Source organism: Sulfurimonas sp., assembly GCF_018698455.1.
Lineage (GTDB): Bacteria > Campylobacterota > Campylobacteria > Campylobacterales > Sulfurimonadaceae > Sulfurimonas.
In genome coordinates this window covers 101488-121451 of record NZ_JABIOQ010000006.1, presented here as the reverse complement: position 1 = coordinate 121451, position 19964 = coordinate 101488, and the positions used below count along the sequence as shown (strand labels likewise).

Here is a 19964-nt window from a genome sequence, read left to right as displayed (position 1 = left end):
TCAATGCTTTTTATTAATATAAACTTGAATATTATTCTTTTTTTAGTATACTGGTCAAAATATTTAGGACTTGTGGGAGAATTATGCCAAGAAGAGAAAGAATTACAGAAGCCGGAATATACCATATTGTAAATCGTGGAGTAGAGCGACGAAAAATCTTTCTTGATGATTTTGACTATGATTTCTTTTTAGGGCTATTACTAAAACTTACTAAAGATTATGAAGTCATAGTGCATACGTATTGTCTCATGACAAATCATTACCACATATTGCTAGAAACTAGTCAAAATAATCTCTCAAAAGCAATTCAATTTTTAAATGACAAATATGCAAAATATTTTAATAAAAAGTATAAAAGAATAGGGCATTTATGGCAAGGGCGATACAAATCATTTCCGCTTTATGATGATGCACATTTTTGGGTGGTTGCTAAATATATTGAACGTAATCCTATAGCCGCTAGTATGGTAAATAGTGTAAGCGACTATAAACACCAGTCATTCTTTGGATGGCTTCATAAATCTAAGTATTTTACATTGTTAAACAATTCAAAAATCTTTGATATGACTTTTAAAGAGTACTCAGAGTATATATCTACCGCCTTAGATATTGATGCTATAGAGATAGTATATAAAAGTCCAAAGCTAGTAAAAAAAGATGGTAAATTAAAAATACTTTCTAAAAGAATAGAAACATTTTTTGAAGAAGATATGGATATAAACAGAAATATTAACATGAAAAAAGCTTATGACTATGGTTATACAAAAAGTGATATAGCAAGGTTTTTGAGTTTAAATCCCTCTAGTGTGTCGAGGATAGTATAAGTTTAAAACAACTCACTACAAAACAGTGTTTTTAGTTGCAGTAACAACTTAGAATTTATTTTTGCTATTTTCTTATCTACTATATCAGTGTTAATTGTAAAACACTTATCATATTTTATGAATGATTTTAATGCTAAAGTACTATTGTCTAAGTCGTCATTCTCAATTTTTAGTAAATTTGTTTGTTTATGATTTGATGTTATTTGAAAACATACTATATCTTTTAATTCATTTTCTGATTTTACTACTACAACAGGTCTTTTTTTAGACTTCTTCAAGTCTGCAGAAGGAAACTTCACAAGTGCGATATCTCCTGCCTTATAACTCATCCCAAGCCTTATCCTCATCATTATCCCAAGTTTTAGACATAGATAACTCTTGTGCTTTCATCAAGTCGTCATCCTCTTTATTTTTTTGTATAGTTGTGATGCTAAAAGGTATTCCTTTCTCCATAGCAACCTTTGACAAAAAAAGATTTACAGCATCCCCAAAAGTTAAGCCGACTTTTTTAAAGACTATCTTCGCTTCTTGGTAAAACTCGTCTTCTACTCTTATACTAGTTTGAATTTTCATAATCTGATCCTCATTTTTTAAGTATACACCAAATGAAGTATTTTGTCAAAATAAAAATTATTTTATGATATAATCATTATTATGAGATTAAACAAATATTATATTCATTCAATTAAAACTGTTTTTGACACTATATTTGCAAATGGAACTATTTCACTTTTTGGTAGTCGCGTTGATGATAGTAAAAAAGGTGGAGACATAGACCTTTTTATAGAGATTGAAGATAAAACAGACTTATTTGAGAAAAAAATAAGATTTCTTTCTCTTTTAAAACAGAAGATAGATGACCAAAAGATAGATGTTGTTTTTAATGAAGACAGTTCGAGACTTATAGAAAAAGAGGCACGAAAATGGGCGATAGTACTTTAGTTTACAAAACAAAGTTTCAAAAAGTTTTTCAAGAGTCACAAATACATTTGAAAAGAATTGATGAGGCTTTTTCAGAGTTAGGAAAAAGTTATGAATTTCCACTTGTAGTGAAAGATTTTGATAGTTTAACAAAAAATAGAGTTCACTTGGCATTTGCAGATCAGATAATATATAGGTTTTCAAAGGCACAAGATAGTATGGGTGGAAAGCTTTTTAAAGCTTATATGTTGTACCAAGGTACAAATGTTGATAAACCATTTTTAGATATCTTAAACTCATTGGAAAAGCTCAATATTTTAGAAGTAGATGAATGGTTTGAGTTAAGAGAGATCAGAAATGAAATCGCACATGATTATGCAGATAACGAAAAGTTAGCTGTAGATATTTTAAACAATATTTTCAAACATAAAAAAGAACTTGAAAATATACTAAGTGCTATTGCTTTAAAAAGTTAGAGCATTTCAAATAGAATTTAAAGAGAGATATAACTCTTTTAGATAAAATTACAAGCTAACTAACAATAGGAAAATATTTAATGCACGGATACACAAAACTACTACTCACATCTTTGGCATTTATAATGCTTTTTTCATCTTGTTCTAAAGAACTTGAAGAGTATAACAAGCCTGCTATTCACTGGTACTCTCAGATTATAGAGAGTATCTCTAGGGGAGATGTTGATAAGGCAGACAACTACTACTCATCACTACAAGGAGAGCACATTGGTTCTCCTCTTTTGCCAGAAGCTACGATGATCTTGGCAATGGCTCATTTAGAGAGTGAAGAGTACATCTTAACGGAGCACTTTCTTGACGAGTACATCAAACGCTATGCTAACCCTAATGAGAAAGAGTTTGCAGAGTTTTTAAAAATAAAAGCAAAGTACATGGCATTACCAAATCCAAGACGCGATCAAGTTCTTATAAACGATGCCATAGAAGATGCTCTTGCGTTTAAGAGAAATTATCCAAGATCTACTTACTATGCACTTGTTGATACAATGACTGTGAACTTATATATGGCAGATAGTGCTTTAAACCAGACTATTGTTGACCTCTATGAAAGAATAGATAAGTATAAGTCAGCAGAGTACTATAAAAATAAAAAGCAGCAAACTTGGATTGACTGGAGTCAGATAAAAAGAGCTGACACCCCATGGTATAGAGAATGGTTTGAGGGTGATGGCACATCAAGTTGGTATGCGTTTATGATACCAGATACAAGAAGTGTAGTTTCTAGAAACTCTGTTTCAGATGATAATACAACAAAATAAAAGATAGGAAATATATATGAAATTAAGTAATTACGGCGAGTTCCCAGCTGATGTACCAGTTATAGCAGAGGATGAACTTTTTTTATACCCATTTATGATTAGTCCACTCTTTTTGAGTGATGAGAGTAATATAGCAGCCGCAACAAAAGCCATAGAAGATAACACTTTGGTGATTGTATGTACAACTAAAGCGTCAAAAGAGGGTGCAAGAGATTATGACTCTTTATACTCTGCTGGTGTTGTTGGCTCTATAATGAGAAAAGTAGCACTACCTGATGGACGAGTAAAAGTACTTTTTCAAGGTTTAGCTCGCGGAAAATCTATTCATGAAGTTTCAACTGATCCACTTATAGCTCATGTTGAAGTGATAGAGTCTGTTGAGGTAAACACTTTAAAAATAGACGCTATTTTAGAAGTAGTAAGAGAGAAAGTAAGAACACTTTCAAGTGTAAGTAATTACTTTCCACCTGATTTACTCAGAACGATTGAAGAAAATCATGATCATAATCGTATTATTGACCTTATCTGTTCAAGTGTTAAGCTTAAAAAAGAACAGGCGTATAAACTTTTTGTAGAGACAGATACTGAAAAAAGATTTTTAGGTCTTATTGATTACTTGATAGAAGAAATAGAAGCAAATAAACTTCAAAAAGAGATTCGTTCAAAAGTTCACACACACATAGAAAAAGTGAATAAAGAGTACTTTTTAAAAGAACAACTCAAACAAATACAAAAAGAGTTAGGAACTGATAACTCTCGTGATGAAGAAATTGAGGAGTATAGAGCTAAGCTAGAAGCTAAAAAAGTAAAAATGAGTGAAGGCTCTTATAAAGAGGTAAACAAACAACTTGAGCGTTACTCGCGTATGCATCAAGACTCGTCAGAAGCTTCAATGACACAAACATATCTTGACTGGGCTTTAGACATACCATTTGGAGAGATTTCTAAAAAACCACTTCATATAGACAATGTAGAAGCACAACTTGACAAAGACCATTTTTCTTTAGAAAAACCTAAAAAGCGCATAGTTGAGTACTTTGCAGTAAAAGAACTACTTGAACTTCGTGGCGTTTCACAGAAAAAGAGCGGAGGGGCTATTTTATGTTTCTCGGGACCTCCAGGTGTTGGAAAGACTTCATTAGCAAACTCAATAGCAACTGCTTTAAAACGCCCACTTGTCCGAATAGCTCTCGGTGGACTTGAAGATGTAAATGAACTTCGAGGTCATCGTCGTACTTATGTTGGTGCAATGCCAGGTCGCATAGTTCAAGGTATCATAGATTCTAAAAAGATGAATCCAGTTGTAGTTCTTGATGAGATAGATAAAATGTCACGTACAGGAAGGGGCGACCCAACCTCTGCACTTTTAGAAATTCTTGACCCTGAACAAAATAGTGAGTTTAGAGATTATTATCTTAACTTTGATTTGGACTTGAGTAATGTAATATTTATAGCTACGGCAAATGATGTTGGACGTATTCCTGCACCACTTCGTGATAGAATGGAGTTTATAGGTGTGAGTTCTTATACACCACAAGAGAAGTTTGAAATAGCTTCAAGATACTTAATTCCTCAAGAAATTAAAAAACATGGTCTTTTGAAATCTGAACTGAGCATATCTAAACCGGCACTTAAAGAACTTATACATAGCTATACTCGTGAAGCAGGAGTTCGTAACTTGCGCCGTAGAGTAGCCGATATGTGCCGGAAAGTTGCTCGTGACATCTTACAAGATAGTGATTTGAAAAAAGTTTCTGTAAGCGGTAAAAACTTAAAAACTTTCTTTGAAAAGAGTGTGTTTGAGATAGAAAAAACCGACAAGATTCCTGTTGTGGGTGTTGTTAATGGTTTAGCATGGACGGCAGTTGGTGGAGATGTACTTAAAATAGAAAGTATTCGCATTAAAGGCAAAGGAAATATGCAACTCACCGGTAGCCTTGGTGAGGTAATGAAAGAATCAGCAAGAATAGCGATGAGTGTAGTAAAAACTCTTATAGATACTAGAAAACTAAAGATAGATACTAAAAGTATTCCAATGAGTTTTAAAGAACAAGAAGACAATATCACAGTTGATGCTAGCGAAGTCTATAAGCGCTATGACCTTCACCTGCATGTTCCAGATGGTGCAACACCAAAAGATGGTCCTAGTGCAGGTATAGCTATGGTAAGTGTGATTGCTTCTATACTTAGTGGTAAAAAGATTCGTTCTGAGATTGCTATGACTGGTGAGGTCTCTTTAAGTGGAGATGTATTGCCGATTGGTGGATTAAAAGAGAAACTTATCGCGGCGCATAAAGCTGGAATGACAAAGGTTCTTATACCTGCAAAAAATTATGAACGTGACTTAGAAGATATTCCAGAGGAAGTAAAAGAAGCTATGGAAATAGTAGGTATGAAAAGGGTTGAAGAGGTGTTAAAACAGATTCTTATATAAGAATCTGTTAGTTGTTAAAGATGACTAAACGATCACTGTTTTAATTTTGTTTATGAGGTCGTCTTTTCTGATGGGTTTCATAAGGAACCCATTTGCCCCACATTCTAGTGCTTCTACTTTTTTTGTCTCATCAGTCGTAAGAATGATGATCGGAAGTTGACGTAGATTATCATCAGCACGTACAACTTTTAGCATATCTATCCCACCCATTACGGGCATAATGATATCTAGAAGAATCAAGTCTATGTCATCTCTTCCTTTTAACTCCCCAATAGCATCGGAGCCATTTTTCGCTTCTATGACTTCTTTTACAAAGCCACTTTTTTTCAACATAGATTTTAGAAGTTTTAGGTTTATCATATCATCATCAACTGCTAGAATAATTAAATCATTTCTCATTTTTCAGGCCTTTCATGAAATAAATTTTTCTATTAATAGTCTAAGTAAATCTTTATTTACAACATTCTTTATACTTTCATCCACTAATGATAAATCATTTGGATCTTCACTTTCGTCGGTACTGTTGATTAGTAAAAGGTTAGTTTTTAATTCTTTTGATGCATTTGCCTCTTGTATACTTGAAGCAAATGTAGCTAAATTAAGACCCTTACACTCTTTATCAAATAGAATAACTTTATAAGTATTATCTTGAGACATTGTCTCAAGTTCACTTACAGAATCTGCTGTATCAAAGCTATAACCTAGTGAGGTTAATACTTTTGAATAAAGCTTAGACTCAAAAGAGCTTTTCTTCGCTAATAAAATATCATGAGTAAAAGAGTAAACTGGTTTCGTCGATACTGGCTCTTTTTCTATGACTACTTCTATAGTTTCATCTGAGAATTCTTCAATAGTTGGTATTACTTCGGGAATTACTATCTCTTTAGCATCTTGAACTGCACTAGTTGTATCAACAATAAAATCAGCTAAGAAGATATTTAGTAAAGAGATTATCTCAGCACGAACGAGAGGTTTAGTTGTATACTCATCTAATCCAGCAGCTAAGAATCTTTCTCTATCCCCCTTAAGTGCGTTCGCAGTTAAAGCTACAATAGGAACATGAACTTGATTATATGTTTCTTCCCATTCTAAAATTTCTTTAGTTGCTTCCATCCCATCAAGGAAAGGCATCTGAATATCCATAAAGACTAAGTCGAAGTTTCCATCTTTACGCTTTTGAAAGGCTTCAAGACCATTAGAAGCAATTGTGATATTTAAACCTAAATCTTCAAGTGTTCTCTTAATTAGTTTTTGATTAATGATATTATCTTCAGCGATAAGAATATTTGCATTAAACTTAGAAGTGTCTGCATTAAACTTTTTACGGTTTATTTTTTTCGTCTTTTTAGCACCAAAGTTTTCTGTATGGTAGTTATCTAGTGCCTGTCTTAGTTTAGAATTATTTAACGGCTCATATATTCTTTTGAAAACATTAAGATGCATTGAATCGATTTTCTTCATAAAGAATGATTTAGTGAGTAGTACTAACTCTTGAGAGAGTTTATTATATTCTACTAAAGAGTCTTCATCAGCATAGTCATAATCAACAATAATCAAGTCATAACTTACTTGGCGTTCTAGTACTTCTAACTCTTTTTGGTTTTTAAAGAATGTGTAACTCACACCGTAAAAGTCAAGGTACTCTTTAAGATAAATCTCTTGGCGTTTTGTTTTGCTATTTGACTCTAAAATAAGAGCGTTAATGCTTGAATAACTTCCCCTAACACTTTCATTAAGAGTCTCTACTTCTTCAAAATCTATAGTAAAGAAGAATGTCGTACCTTCTCCTGGTTCACTATGAAGGTCAAGTGTACCGCCCATAAGTTCGATAAATCTTGATGAAATAGTTAAACCAAGACCTGTACCACCATACTTACGTGTAATAGATGTATCGGCTTGTGAAAAAGCTTCAAAAATTCTAGATTTTTGCTCACTTGTTACACCAATACCGCTGTCTTGTACCTCAAATTTAACACGAGTGATACCCTCTTCAGAGTCAATTTTTCTAATGTCCACATTGATTGCACCAGCACTGCTCGTGAATTTAACTGCATTAGAAAGAAGGTTAATAATAACCTCTTTAATCTTAGTTGGATCACCTTTAATAGGGTGCTCAAGTTGAGGATCAATAAAACAACCAAGGTCAATATGTTTTTCACTTGCACGAACGGCATATACATCAACTGCAGATTCAAATTCTTCTGCAGGATTAAATGCGATATCTTCGATTTCAAGTTTATTTGATTCGATTTTAGAAAGGTCAAGAATATTATTAATAATCTCAAGAAGGTTTTCAGATGATTTTTCAATAATCTCAACAAACTCTGTTTGCTCTTCTTCAAGACCAGTATCTTTAAGAAGTTCAGTAAATCCAACAATACCATTGAGTGGTGTACGAATCTCATGTGACATATTTGCAAGGAACATTGATTTTGCTTCACTTGCTTCTTGTGCAGATTCTTTATCGAGTCGTGTTTGTGTAATGATACTTTCAAGAAGTTGGTATGCTTTTTCTGTACCCTTAGTATTGTTAAGATTAATGTTGTTGTCTTCTCTACCATCATTCGTATCTTTTGCAACACGCTTTAAAACCTCTTCTAGGTTTCTGATATTTTTTGCAATTTCATTAGAAAGGAGGTAGCCTAAAATAGCAAGTAAGATAGAGACAGCCCAAATAGTTAATGTGACAGTAAGTAGTTGAAGAGCATCAAGTTTTACAACTACAGCTCGTGCATCCATTTCATTAAGAACTAGTTCTTCAGCTTGAAAGATTATATTATCTTTTTCAGAGATCATTGCAAACCAGATTCCTGAACTTGTCTCAAACTCCCCACTATCAGCTGCTAAAATAACATCTGTTCGTTCGGTGTTAATATCATCGAAAAGTTCTAATGCATCCTCAGTTGTATAGATGGCATCTAGTGCTGAAATAAGAGTTGAATTTTTAAGAGTGTCATAACTAAGATTATCTGCTTTTGAAATAAGTGACATCCAAGTATTAAGCTCTCCCTCCTCAAACTCAGAAGCACGCGCAATGGCAAATGAAATGAAGTCACGTTCGTCAGCACTTGATGCGTTCGCACGAATTAGTGTAGTATACTCAATCGCATATGTATTAATTTCTGGATCAATTTGATTAGATGTAATTTTTTCTAATTCTGCAACAGCACTTTGTATAACTTTTCCATAGACATTTTTATATACGTCCTCAAAGTTAGTTTGTTGTTCATCTACAAGGATACGCATTTTTTTAATCTCTTCTAGATTTTGAGAAATAGTTTTAATGCTTTGACATGTTTTACAATTACTCATACCATTAGAATGTTCATGTAAAACTGATTTTTCTTTAATATGGCTAAGATATGAGAGTTCTTGTTGATCAACAAGTGCTCTTTGTTTAACAAGTGAACGTAATGTATTTTGAGATGAATTTCCAAGGTACATTACTGTCATTCCACGCTCACGTGAAATATTGTTCACTAGTGAATTTAGCTGTCTATTTACAGAAAGTTTATCCTGTAAAACTTGAGCAATTTTATAATTTTCATATGACTGATAAACATAATAACTCGTAATTGAAAATAAAATTACAATTGGAAAAAGACTGATTAGTCTTAGTCTGTTTTTTAATCCTAGTTGCATATTTTAAACCTCCGCTTGTGATATTTGAGCTATGATAGCATCAATTGTACTAATTGCTTCTCGGATTACTTCATTATCTGAAGAGTTAATAATAGTCTTGAGTTCTTCATTGAATGATGTGATTCGCATGTTGTCACCCATGCCTCTAAGCTTTATAGCTTCATGACTTGATGTTACAAAATCACCAATTTTTGTTGCTTCTTGTATGTTTTGAATGATAATTTTTGACTCATTAACATAGTCGTCAAATAATTCATTAAAAGTTTCTTGGTCGAGTCCTATGTCATTTGCCGTTGATACTTTAGAATAAGTACTCTTGGGAGCAGCTTCCGGAGTTACTTCTGGTTCGTCTATATCAAGAGTAGACTCAGGCTCTGTTGTTTCTACACTAAGTGCAGGTTCTGGCACTTCTACAGGATCACTATAAAGATCATCATAATCATCTTTAAAATCGATAGTGAATTCATCATCTTTCTCTATTTTAGGTTCTGGTATAGATTCTATTACAAGTTTTGTTGCTATTTGTGCTACTTCGGTTGGTTTCTCAACAGTAATTGTATCTCCAGCTAACTTAGCAATTATATTGTAAAATTTTGCAAGGTTTTCTTCTATTATCAAAGCATCCTCTGATGAATTAATAAGAACTAGTGCTTCAAGTGCATTCTCTATTCTTAAGTTTGCTGCAACACCTTTTAGTTTATGAGATAAAATCTTTAGGTCATCGCAGTTACATTCATTTAATGATGCATATAAAGCATTTTTAAAGTCTTTTGATTGTTCAATAAAATCACAAATAAATTCTTCAATTAGCTCAAGAGGAAGACCTAACTCCTCTGCAGCAATAGATGGATCAAATACATATCCATCACTAAAAGTTTTTTCTGTTACCGGAGTTTCACTACCTTGAATACTTAAACTATCTTCAATATCTAGAACTAAATCTTCCATATCTATAGTTTCTTCAATGATCTCTGGGGCAACTTCTATACTTTCTTGGAGTTCAAGAGGAGTGTCATCAGTTTGCATATCTAAATCAATTTCAAGAGGTGTTTCATAAGGGTCATGAGTAACACGATTATACTCTTGTGTCGCTGGTTCACTATTATGAGTTGCTACAGGTACTAAAGAATCAAATGTTTCTACAGCATATGGTTCTCTTGAAGGTATCGATTTATTAGCTATATCTTTTGATATTTCTTGTGTATCTTTATTGCTTAATTCTACTAATTTATTCAAATGAATTAAATAAGCTTTCGAAGAAGGACTATCTACAAGAAAAGCTCTGTTAATCGTTATAGTGGCTCTATAGTTTTTATTATTAATATTAATAATAACTTTTGATTCTTCGCTTGAGTTTGCACAGGCAATAAAGTCAATCCAATGAACATGTTTGAAATTATGAATATAGCCTGGGGTTTTTACAAAAAGATCAGCAAAGTCTGAAGCTTCTCGTTTTAATTCTTCTAAATCTTTAAGTCCTAAGCTTTTTAAATCTGACTCATCAATACCTAGAAATTCTTTTTTATAATTATAAATTAGCATATATCTCTTCCTTTACGCTTCAGACTGCAACATTTTGTTATATGTCTCTTTGTTTTCATCAATATCTTTTCTTGATGCAATTTTTCTTACGGCCATATATCCAGTAATGTTTCCATCTTTATCTTGAGATGGAAGTATTTCAGTATCTACCCAATAATATTGACCATCTTTTCTTAGATTTTTGACAAGACCATTCCATGCTTGAGCACCTTGGATAGTTACCCACATTTTAGAAAATACTAACTCGGGCATATCAGGATGTCTTACAATACTATGAGATTGTCCAACAAGTTCATCAAGGGGATACCCAGATATGGAACTAAATGCCTTGTTTGCATAGACAATGACACCTTTTAAGTCAGTTTGACTAACAATAATTTCATCATCAAAAAAATATTCTTGATCAATTGGTGTTACTTTGTTCATTTAAAACCTTTATATAGTTGTGAAAACTAGAATAAGTAAAAATATATCATAATTGAATAAAAAGAAAACTTATGTATAATATTTTTTTATGATATTTGCATCTTTTGTATTTAAAACTGTACTTATTTCCCCAACTGATACATTTTTTAATTCTTCGAATGTTCCAAAATGTTTGAGTAGTTTCACTATTTTAGCCTGCGAAATTCCATGTAAACTTAAAAGCTGACTCTCTTTATCGAGTTTTAGTTTTGTTTTTTTATGGAAAGTAATAGCACTTCTATGGGCTTCATCTCGAAGATTCTGTACCCATTGAAGTCTTTTATCAGAATTTTTTAGTCTAAATACTTCATCTTTTGTATAGATAATGTCATTCGCTTTACCTTTAGCCCTATGTGTTTTTGCATCTATCTTTTCTTTAGATATAGCTAATACATCTAAAAAAATTCCATTAGAGTTTAAGATTTCAAGTGCAAGTTTGAGAAGTGTGGCTCCACCGTCTAGAAGCCATAGGTCAGGTGGTGATTCTTTACAAAACCCTGCCACTCTTCGACTTAGCACCTCTCTCATTTGTCCATACTCATCCTTAGCCTCTAAATGGTATGTTCGGTAAGATTTTTTATCAAAAGAAGAATCATCATAAACTATCATAGCCCCGACAACTGCTTGACCCGATATATGAGAATTGTCAAAAACTTCAACTCGGTAAGGTGTCTTTTGAAGTTTACAAAGTTCTTGTATATCTTCTTGAATTTTATGTGAAGTAACATTTTTATCTTTTTTTAGCAGTTCATTAGCATTAAGCACGGCAAGTTCTATTAGGTCTTTGCGTTTACCTTTAATAGGCATAGATATAGAAGCCTTCTTTGAAAATATTTTACTTAAGTGAGTTTGCAGTAGGTCTACAGAATCAATCTCTTGTGCTATAAGAATAGGTGCTATAATTGGAGGCTTTTCGTCCTTATAAAAATTAAGAATCGTTCGAAAGTAAAGTTCTTGTGTTGTAAAGCTATCATCAACATGTATGAAGTTATGCGAAGAAGATATGATTTTTCCATTACGCATAAACACTCGTATGACAACAGCTCTCTTTTGAGTGTTTTTGACAACAAAAATATCATAATTCTCATTACTTGCAAAATCAATCTCACTTTTAATTTGAGAACGAGAAATTCTTTGGATTCTATCTCTAATCTCACCTGCTTCTTCAAAACGCATCTCTTGTGCATAAAATTCCATTTTTTCTTGGAGTTCATTCACGAGTAATTTTTTATTTTCAATGAGAGATATTGCTTTGTTTACCTCTTGAGAGTACCTTTCTTTTGAAATAGGGAGTTCACAAGGACCTAGGCATTTTTCTATCTGGTAGTACAAACAGAGTTTTTTGGACTTTAAACAGCTTTTCTTTTGTACTAGTTTACACGTCTCATAAAGAGAATCTAGAATATCCCGTGCAGCAACAGAGTAAGGCCCATAGTAAGTAATGTCTTTGGATTTTAAAATTTTTCTTGTAATATCAAAACGTGGGTACTCTTGTGAGTAATCTATGTATATATATGGATAGGTTTTATCATCTCGTAGTAAAATATTATACTTAGGGTTGAGCTGTTTTATAAGAGAGTTTTCTAGTATAAGTGCATCATGTTCGGAATTTACAACGATGTAGTTTAAAGAAACAGTTTGCTCCAGCATGCGTATGATTCGTAATGAAAGTTTAGCATTAGGTCTAAAAGGAGTAAATTGCCAATAACTTTTGACACGGTTAGCTAAGTTTTTTGCCTTACCTATATATAGTATATGTCCATTTTTATCAAAGTATTGATAAATTCCAGAAGATGAAGGAAGTTGTTTGATTGTTTCTTCAAGTATCATTGGTCTCTTGTCTCTTTATGTATAGTTTAAAAACATTTTAATCCTATTTACTATATTATCCATATAATATTTTACGAGTGGGAATTAATTTGAATAATATTTTTTATATGTTTATTATAACAATCTTTGCATTAAGTTTTAATGCTTGTGGATATAAAGGGGCACCTTACTATGAAGAAGTGCCAAGCGAAGATGAAAATGTAAAGTTTATTCTGAAAAAAAAGAGTTTTCTTAATCTTGAGAATAATACGAGCTGTGAATAATGTTTAAATATGATGTAATTATAATAGGTGCTGGTATTGCAGGGCTTTATGCCGCGATGAAGTTACCAAAAGAGAAAAAAGTTTTAATAATTAACAAACGAGAAACTTTCAAGTGTAATTCATTTTATGCTCAAGGTGGAATCGCTTTAGCTAGAGATAAAGCAGATATTCCTGTGCATATAAAAGATACGATAAACGCAGGGGATGGGCTTTGTGATGAAGCAGCTGTATCTGTTTTATCAAAGTTTTCTCGTGAAGTAATTGATGACTTAGTTGATAGCGGTTTTGAATTTGACAAAGATAATGAGGGTGAGCTTCTTTATACCAAAGAAGCTGCACACTCTTGTGAGAGAATTTTACATGCGGGCGGAGATGCAACAGGGCGTTACGTACACCACTTTTTACTCTCCAACAACCCTCATGCAATGCTCGGAGATGCTAGAGTAGTTGATCTACTTATAAAAGATGGTATTTGTTATGGTGTGACGGTTTTGGATCATAGAGAGACAAGAAATATTTATGCAGATAATATTATCATCGCTAGTGGTGGATTAGGTTCGCTTTATGAGTACCATACAAATGCACCTTGTATCAGTGGAGATATTCAAGGACTTTGTGTTGAAAAGGGGATAGAGTTAGAAAGAATGGAGATGTTACAGTTCCATCCAACGGTTTTTGTGAACAGTTCTGATGCTCAAAAACTTCTCTTGACTGAAGCTCTAAGAGGTGAAGGGGCGACAATTGAAGATGAAAGTGGTGCAAGATTTTTGTTTGACTATGATGAGCGGGGAGAGTTGGCATCTCGAGACATAGTGAGTAAATCTATATATCTTCATAAAAAGAAGACAGGACAGAATGTTTATTTAGTATTTAAAAATTTTGATGAAAAGTATTTTGAGCATAGATTTCCAAATATCTGTTCAAACTTAAGAGGACTAGGCTTTAATGTTCCCTCTCAAAGAGTGCCAATTTCGCCAGCATTTCACTATGCTATAGGTGGAATTAAAACGGACTTAAATGCAAGAGTGCCAGGTGTGCAAAATCTTTATGCTATTGGTGAAGTCGCTTCAACTCGTGTCCACGGTGCAAATAGACTTGCTTCAAACTCCCTTCTTGAAGGTCTTGTTTTCGCAAAAATAGGGGTTGAAGATATCCTAAGTAAAGATAAAGAGTATGACACTTGCGAATTTGAAGTGAACAACAGGGTAATGAGTCTCAAAGAGGATAAAATAAAGAAAAATCAATTAAGACGAATTATGTGGGAGAATGTATCTATAATAAGAACAAAAAATGGATTAAATGATGCTTTAGAGTCAATTAATGCACTTTTGAATGAAAAAATTGGTACACTACTGAAATTTCGATTATTAACAGCAAAAGAGGTCGTTCTAGGGGCAATTTCTAGAAAAAAATCAATTGGTGTTCATACAATTCAAGAGGAGATATAATGGAACAAAGTCCAGTAACAGACACAGTAACACAGGTTATTTCACATGCTGCAGCAGATGTGAACCTTGCCACAACATGGGTAGGTTGGTTAAGTTTAGCTATTTTCGTATTAGCTTATTATTTTATAGCTACAGAAGACAAATATGAGGTAAACAAAGCAAAACCAGCACTTTTTGCAGGTACATTTATGTTTATGCTTATTGGTGTATATTATGCAATTAATGGATTGAATCCAGATCCACTTCATGATGAGCTAGAGGTACTAATCTTAGAAATCGCAGAGATTTTCTTCTTTTTACTAGTAGCTATGACATTTATAGAAACTCTTATAGAACGTGGTGTTTTTGATCTTATGAAGTTTAAGCTAGTTTCAAAAGGCTATTCGTACAAAAAACTTTTTTGGTTAACTGGTCTTTTAGCATTTTTTATCTCTCCAGTTGCAGATAACTTAACAACAGCACTTATTCTTTCAACCGTACTCTTTACAATTGATAAGAAAAACCTTGCATTCTTAGTTCCTGGTGCTATCAATATTGTTGTTGCTGCAAATGCAGGTGGTGCATGGTCTCCATTTGGTGACATTACTACACTAATGGCTTGGACAGCTGGTAAGGGTCAGTTTGTAGACTTCTTATACCTTTTCCCTGCTTCTGTTGTTGGTTGGGTAATTACAGCTTCTTTACTTAGCATGTCAGTTCCAAAAGGGCAACCACCATTTGATGCTTCAACGGAAACGAAACCAGTTGTTGCAGATGGAGGAATGGGTGTTGCATATTTTGGAATACTGACAATTGTTATGGCTGTTCTTGGTCATCAATTTTTTCACTTCCCAGCAATGTGGGGTATGATGTTTGGTATGGCTATACTTAAACTCTATGCTGTTCATCTTCATAAAAGTGGGAAGAATGGTTTTAATATCTATATAAATATGCAAAAAGTTGAAAACGATACACTTCTTTTCTTCTTTGGTATTTTATCAGCAGTAGGTGCATTGCATTTCTTAGGTTTCCTCCACTATATACATGACCTATATACATCGTTTGGCCCAACTATTTCAAATATTGGTGTTGGTTTTCTTTCAGCTATTGTTGATAATGTTCCTGTAATGAGTGCGATTTTAAAATCATCTCCTGAGATGGGACTTGACCAGTGGTTGCTTGTAACTTTAACAGCAGGTATCGGTGGAAGTCTTATCTCTTTTGGTTCTGCAGCAGGTGTAGGTGTTATGGGTAGACTTCATGGTATCTATACTTTTGGTGCACACATGAAACACTCTTGGACTATCTTAGCTGGATATATAGCTTCAATTGCTGTTTGGTATTTTCAGTTTCAAATTTTGGGTCTCTACTAACCTTAATAACACTAGCTGCATTTAAACGCAGCTAGACTCTCTTTCGTGTAAATCAAAAATTAATCTTATTTATAGTATCCTGTCATCAATAAATTATTCCATTTTTTAAAGGTATTTCCATGACAAATGTTAGCATCATCGTTTTAGATTTCGGTTCTCAGTACACACAGCTTATCGCTCGTCGTCTTCGTGAAGATAAAATATATTGTGAAATTTTACCTTACCATACTTCAGCAGAAGAGATAAAAACAAAAAACCCAAAGGGTGTTATTTTAAGTGGTGGTCCATCTTCTGTTTATAATGAAGATGCATATAAAGTAGACCAAGGTGTTTACTCTATGGGTATTCCAGTTCTTGGTATCTGCTATGGTATGCAGTGTATTGCTGTTGACTTTGGTGGAAGTGTTGTCCGTTCAGATCATCATGAGTATGGAAAAGCAGAACTTAAACTAGAGACTGCTTCTCCTCTTTTAGCAGATTGCGATGATGATAGAATTGTTTGGATGAGTCACTCTGATAAAGTAGATGTTCTTCCAGAAGGTTTTGCACCAATTGCCACATCAGAAAATTCTCCATATGCAGCTATTGCAAATGAAGAGAAACGTGTTTATGCAATGCAATTTCATCCAGAAGTTCAACACTCAGAAGAGGGTTACTTAATGCTTCGTAACTTTGCAAAAAATATCTGTGGTGTTACTGAAAAATGGAAAATGGAGCACTTCTTGAAAGAACAAATAGAAGGTATCCGTAAAAAAGTAGGAACTGGTAAAGTTCTTTGTGGTTTAAGCGGTGGAGTTGATAGCTCTGTTGTAGCTGCTATGCTTTATGAAGCTATTGGCGATCAACTTATTCCTGTATTTGTAGATAATGGATTGTTAAGAAAAGGTGAACGCGAGCAAGTTGAAGAAGTTTTTAAAATCAATCTTAAAACACCACTCATTACAGTTGATGCTGTAGACAACTTTTTAGGAAAACTAGAAGGTGTATCTGACCCTGAGACAAAACGTAAAATAATCGGTCATACTTTTATTGAAGAGTTTGAAAAAGAAGCTAAAAAACATGATGGAATTAAATTTCTTGCTCAAGGGACACTTTACCCTGATGTTATTGAGTCTATCTCTGTAAATGGTCCATCGGAGGTTATTAAATCTCATCATAATGTTGGTGGATTACCAGACTGGATGGATTTTGAATTAATTGAGCCACTTCGTGAACTTTTTAAAGATGAGGTTCGTAAAATTGGTTTAGAGTTAGGTCTTCCAGCAAGTATGATTAACCGTCATCCATTCCCTGGACCAGGACTTGCAATTAGAATCATGGGTGATGTTAATGTTCCTGACTTAACTATTCTTCGTGAAGCAGATGTAATACTTCTTGATGAACTCAAAGCTAGTGGGTACTATGCTAAAACTTGGCAAGCATTTGTAGTTTTGCTTAACGTAAAATCAGTTGGTGTTATGGGTGATAACCGTACATACGACAATACAGCATGTGTAAGAGTTGTTGAAGCAGTTGATGGTATGACTGCTACATTTGCACACTTACCACACGATTTACTTGAGAGAATTTCAAGAAGAATTATCAATGAAGTTGATGGAATCAACCGTGTTGTTTATGATATTTCAAGTAAACCACCAGCAACAATTGAGTGGGAATAAAGTAAGAAAAGCACAAAAGAGTAGGAAGTTTTATGTCTAAGCAAATATATCTCTTCTCTACTTCTTTTCATCCAGATGTAATAAGTGTGAACTCTCTTGATATAACACTCCTTAAACCTTCTATAAATTTTTGTGATTATGATTATTTAATTATTACATCAAAACAAGCAGTGAGAGCACTACAGCAGTATGACACAACAACCTTTATAGATAAGAGAGCACTTTGTATCTCAGAGGTCACTGCTGCCTCATTTGAAGAGATTGATGGAACAGTTCTAGAGGTAGGCAGTGGTTATGGAGATGACTTACACAAGAGTGTTAGTCAGTATCCTAAAAAAACAAAATGGCTTTACCTAAGAGCAAAGAAGGTTGCATCAAATTTTGTAGAGACTTTAACTCATGAGGGTTATTGTATTGATGAAGAGATAGTCTATGAAAGTAAATGCTCTGATGAGATGAAGAATATAGAGATTGAGGACAATGCAGTCCTTGTATTTACTTCACCTTCTAGTATAAATTGTTTTTTGCAAAATAATCAAATTTCTCTAACGAATAATGTAGTTGTAATTGGCACTACAACGGGAAAATCACTTCCTCCTGGGCTAACATTTAATATAGCAAAAGAGAATACAATTGAGAGCTGTATAACACTGGCTAAATCTTTATAAAAAAAAATAAAGTTTGAAAGTGTATAATATAACATATAGATAATCTGAGTGGTTCGAGCAATCGCACCAATGAGGGTTCTACATTTTCACTTTGAGAACTAGTAGAGCTTTTGTGTGTCAATGTTTTCACTTGAGCTATGTTATGCATAGCGAGAAAATGTCGCCGTTATAAAGCACTCACTTCTCCTAAATTAGGCTTTTAGAACCAAGCCAAATGCGAGACGGCTGCTCGGGTTATCTTTTTATAATAAATCATTCCCTCCACTATATTTTTCATATAAAACAGCTATTTAAAATTGACTCTATGTTATAATAAAGAGAAAATATAATGTCTATATAATATTGGAGAATAACATATGAAAATTTTGATTTTAGGTAGTGGTGGTCGTGAGTACTCTATTGCAAGAGCTATAAAAAATGAGACAGAGGATCATGAACTTTTTTTTCAACCAGGAAATGGTGCTACTGATAACCTAGGAACTAATCTAAATATTAAAGACTATAATGAACTTGCAGTATTTGCACAAGAAAATGAAATAGAACTGACAATTGTTGGACCTGAAGCTCCACTTGTTGATGGCGTGGTAAATATTTTCAGAGCACAAGGACTGACTATTTTTGGACCAACCAAAGAAGCAGCTCAACTTGAGGGCTCAAAAGTTTATATGAAAAACTTTTTAGCAAAGTACAATATCCCTACAGCCGGCTTTATTGAGAGTGACTCAATCGAAGATTTATATAAATTTACTGATACACTAAGTACACCCATTGTTGTGAAGGCCGATGGTCTTTGTGGTGGAAAGGGTGTAATCATTGCTATGAGTCATGATGAAGCAAAGCAAGCAATCGGTGAAATGTTAAGTGGAAAAAGTTTTGGTGATGCAGGTAAAAAAGTAATAGTTGAAGAATTTCTTGATGGTTTTGAACTTTCAATGTTCGCTATTTGCGATGGGGATGACTACATACTTCTTCAAGCAGCACAAGACCATAAGCGTTTACACAATAATGATGAGGGACCAAACACTGGTGGAATGGGTGCATATGCTCCTACACCTCTTGTTGATGAAGAACTTTATCAAAAGGTAAAAGACAGGGTTATCGTTCCAACACTAGATGGTATGAAGAAAGAGGGTGCTCCTTTTGAGGGTGTTCTTTTCATTGGAATTATGGTTGTTAATGGTGAGCCAATTACACTCGAGTTTAATGTACGTTTTGGCGATCCTGAATGTGAAATCCTTATGCCTCTTATGACTTCATCTGTTTCAGATATGTTCTTAAAAGCTTCAACAAACCGTTTGAATGAGATAAAAGTAGAGTTCTCTAAACAGTATGCAGTTGGTGTTGTAATGGCATCACAAAACTATCCTTACTCAAGTTCAACTCCTGCTGAAATAATCGTAGATGAAGTACATCATGAAGAGATAGCAAACAATACTCATATTTCTTATGCTGGAGTAAGCAAAGAAGATGATGTTTTATATGCTAATGGTGGTCGCGTTTTAGTATGTGTTGGATTAGGTGACACTATTAAGCAAGCTAGAGACAGAGCATATCTGAGATGTGGACAAGTTCATTTTGTTGGTAAAAAACTTAGAACAGACATCGCTTATCAAGCACTTTAGG

At 33.7% G+C, this 19964-nt stretch carries 18 protein-coding genes; 11 read left to right on the top strand and 7 right to left on the bottom strand.

The annotated features are described in order from the left end of the window. Positions 1 to 83 precede the first annotated feature (83 nt). A complete protein-coding gene (locus HOG88_RS01310; protein ID WP_295002325.1) occupies positions 84 to 824 on the top strand; it encodes a transposase in 741 nt (246 codons plus the stop codon). Positions 825 to 826: 2 nt separating this feature from the next. On the opposite strand, the gene HOG88_RS01305 is transcribed toward HOG88_RS01310, so the two are convergent. Together HOG88_RS01305 and HOG88_RS01300 are read right to left on the bottom strand one after the other, a co-directional pair. Beyond that, complete coding sequence (locus HOG88_RS01305; RefSeq protein ID WP_295002323.1) at positions 827 to 1153, bottom strand: type II toxin-antitoxin system PemK/MazF family toxin; 327 nt, start codon at positions 1151 to 1153, stop codon at positions 827 to 829. Then, positions 1143 to 1397, bottom strand: a complete 255-nt coding sequence (locus HOG88_RS01300) for a type II toxin-antitoxin system RelB/DinJ family antitoxin (protein ID WP_295002321.1) — start codon at positions 1395 to 1397, stop codon at positions 1143 to 1145. Before HOG88_RS01300 ends, HOG88_RS01305 begins: the two co-directional genes overlap by 11 nt. 81 nt (positions 1398 to 1478) lie before the next feature. Between HOG88_RS01300 and HOG88_RS01295 the strand changes: the two genes are divergently transcribed. The 4 genes from HOG88_RS01295 (at position 1479) to lon (ending at position 5473) form a co-directional block, all read left to right on the top strand. After that, positions 1479 to 1766 (top strand): nucleotidyltransferase domain-containing protein, encoded by a 288-nt coding sequence (locus HOG88_RS01295; protein WP_295002319.1) that lies wholly within the window; start codon positions 1479 to 1481, stop codon positions 1764 to 1766. Next, entirely contained in the window at positions 1748 to 2221 is a 474-nt protein-coding gene (locus HOG88_RS01290) for a hypothetical protein (protein ID WP_295002317.1), read from the top strand. The genes HOG88_RS01295 and HOG88_RS01290 overlap by 19 nt, the downstream gene beginning before the upstream one ends. An 80-nt stretch (positions 2222 to 2301) precedes the next feature. Then, positions 2302 to 3039: an outer membrane protein assembly factor BamD gene (locus HOG88_RS01285; RefSeq protein WP_295002315.1), complete on the top strand. Its 738-nt coding sequence runs from the start codon at positions 2302 to 2304 to the stop codon at positions 3037 to 3039. Positions 3040 to 3055: 16 nt separating this feature from the next. Further along, positions 3056 to 5473 carry an endopeptidase La gene (gene lon, locus HOG88_RS01280; protein ID WP_295002313.1) on the top strand — a complete coding sequence of 806 codons (2418 nt, stop codon included), beginning with the start codon at positions 3056 to 3058 and terminating at the stop codon, positions 5471 to 5473. 24 nt (positions 5474 to 5497) lie between these two features. Here lon and HOG88_RS01275 read toward each other — a convergent pair whose 3' ends face one another. The 5 genes from HOG88_RS01275 to uvrC all read right to left on the bottom strand — a co-directional run bounded on the left by HOG88_RS01275 (position 5498) and on the right by uvrC (position 12952). Next, positions 5498 to 5872: a response regulator gene (locus HOG88_RS01275; RefSeq protein WP_295002311.1), complete on the bottom strand. Its 375-nt coding sequence runs from the start codon at positions 5870 to 5872 to the stop codon at positions 5498 to 5500. 12 nt (positions 5873 to 5884) lie between these two features. After that, the gene (locus HOG88_RS01270) at positions 5885 to 9115 is read right to left on the bottom strand and encodes an ATP-binding protein (protein WP_295002309.1); all 3231 of its coding nucleotides are present in this window, start codon (positions 9113 to 9115) and stop codon (positions 5885 to 5887) included. 3 nt (positions 9116 to 9118) lie between these two features. After that, positions 9119 to 10657: an Hpt domain-containing protein gene (locus HOG88_RS01265; RefSeq protein ID WP_295002307.1), complete on the bottom strand. Its 1539-nt coding sequence runs from the start codon at positions 10655 to 10657 to the stop codon at positions 9119 to 9121. Between the two features lie 12 nt (positions 10658 to 10669). Next, a complete protein-coding gene (locus tag HOG88_RS01260) occupies positions 10670 to 11083 on the bottom strand; it encodes a PAS domain-containing protein (protein ID WP_295002305.1) in 414 nt (137 codons plus the stop codon). Positions 11084 to 11152: 69 nt separating this feature from the next. Further along, on the bottom strand, positions 11153 to 12952 hold the full coding sequence (uvrC, locus tag HOG88_RS01255; RefSeq protein WP_295002303.1) for an excinuclease ABC subunit UvrC: 1800 nt from the start codon (positions 12950 to 12952) through the stop codon (positions 11153 to 11155). A gap of 89 nt (positions 12953 to 13041) precedes the next feature. Between uvrC and HOG88_RS01250 the strand changes: the two genes are divergently transcribed. From HOG88_RS01250 to purD, 6 genes are all read left to right on the top strand, one after another. Next, positions 13042 to 13215: a hypothetical protein gene (locus tag HOG88_RS01250; RefSeq protein WP_295002301.1), complete on the top strand. Its 174-nt coding sequence runs from the start codon at positions 13042 to 13044 to the stop codon at positions 13213 to 13215. Continuing rightward, positions 13215 to 14663: an FAD-binding protein gene (locus HOG88_RS01245; protein ID WP_295002299.1), complete on the top strand. Its 1449-nt coding sequence runs from the start codon at positions 13215 to 13217 to the stop codon at positions 14661 to 14663. Before HOG88_RS01250 ends, HOG88_RS01245 begins: the two co-directional genes overlap by 1 nt. Next, on the top strand, positions 14663 to 16015 hold the full coding sequence (gene nhaD / locus HOG88_RS01240) for a sodium:proton antiporter NhaD (protein ID WP_295002296.1): 1353 nt from the start codon (positions 14663 to 14665) through the stop codon (positions 16013 to 16015). The genes HOG88_RS01245 and nhaD overlap by 1 nt, the downstream gene beginning before the upstream one ends. Before the next feature lie 119 nt (positions 16016 to 16134). Further along, on the top strand, positions 16135 to 17673 hold the full coding sequence (gene guaA, locus HOG88_RS01235) for a glutamine-hydrolyzing GMP synthase (RefSeq protein ID WP_295002294.1): 1539 nt from the start codon (positions 16135 to 16137) through the stop codon (positions 17671 to 17673). Between the two features lie 32 nt (positions 17674 to 17705). Beyond that, a complete protein-coding gene (locus HOG88_RS01230) occupies positions 17706 to 18341 on the top strand; it encodes a uroporphyrinogen-III synthase (protein ID WP_295002292.1) in 636 nt (211 codons plus the stop codon). A gap of 356 nt (positions 18342 to 18697) precedes the next feature. Continuing rightward, positions 18698 to 19963 (top strand): phosphoribosylamine--glycine ligase, encoded by a 1266-nt coding sequence (gene purD, locus HOG88_RS01225; protein ID WP_295002290.1) that lies wholly within the window; start codon positions 18698 to 18700, stop codon positions 19961 to 19963. Position 19964 lies beyond the last annotated feature (1 nt).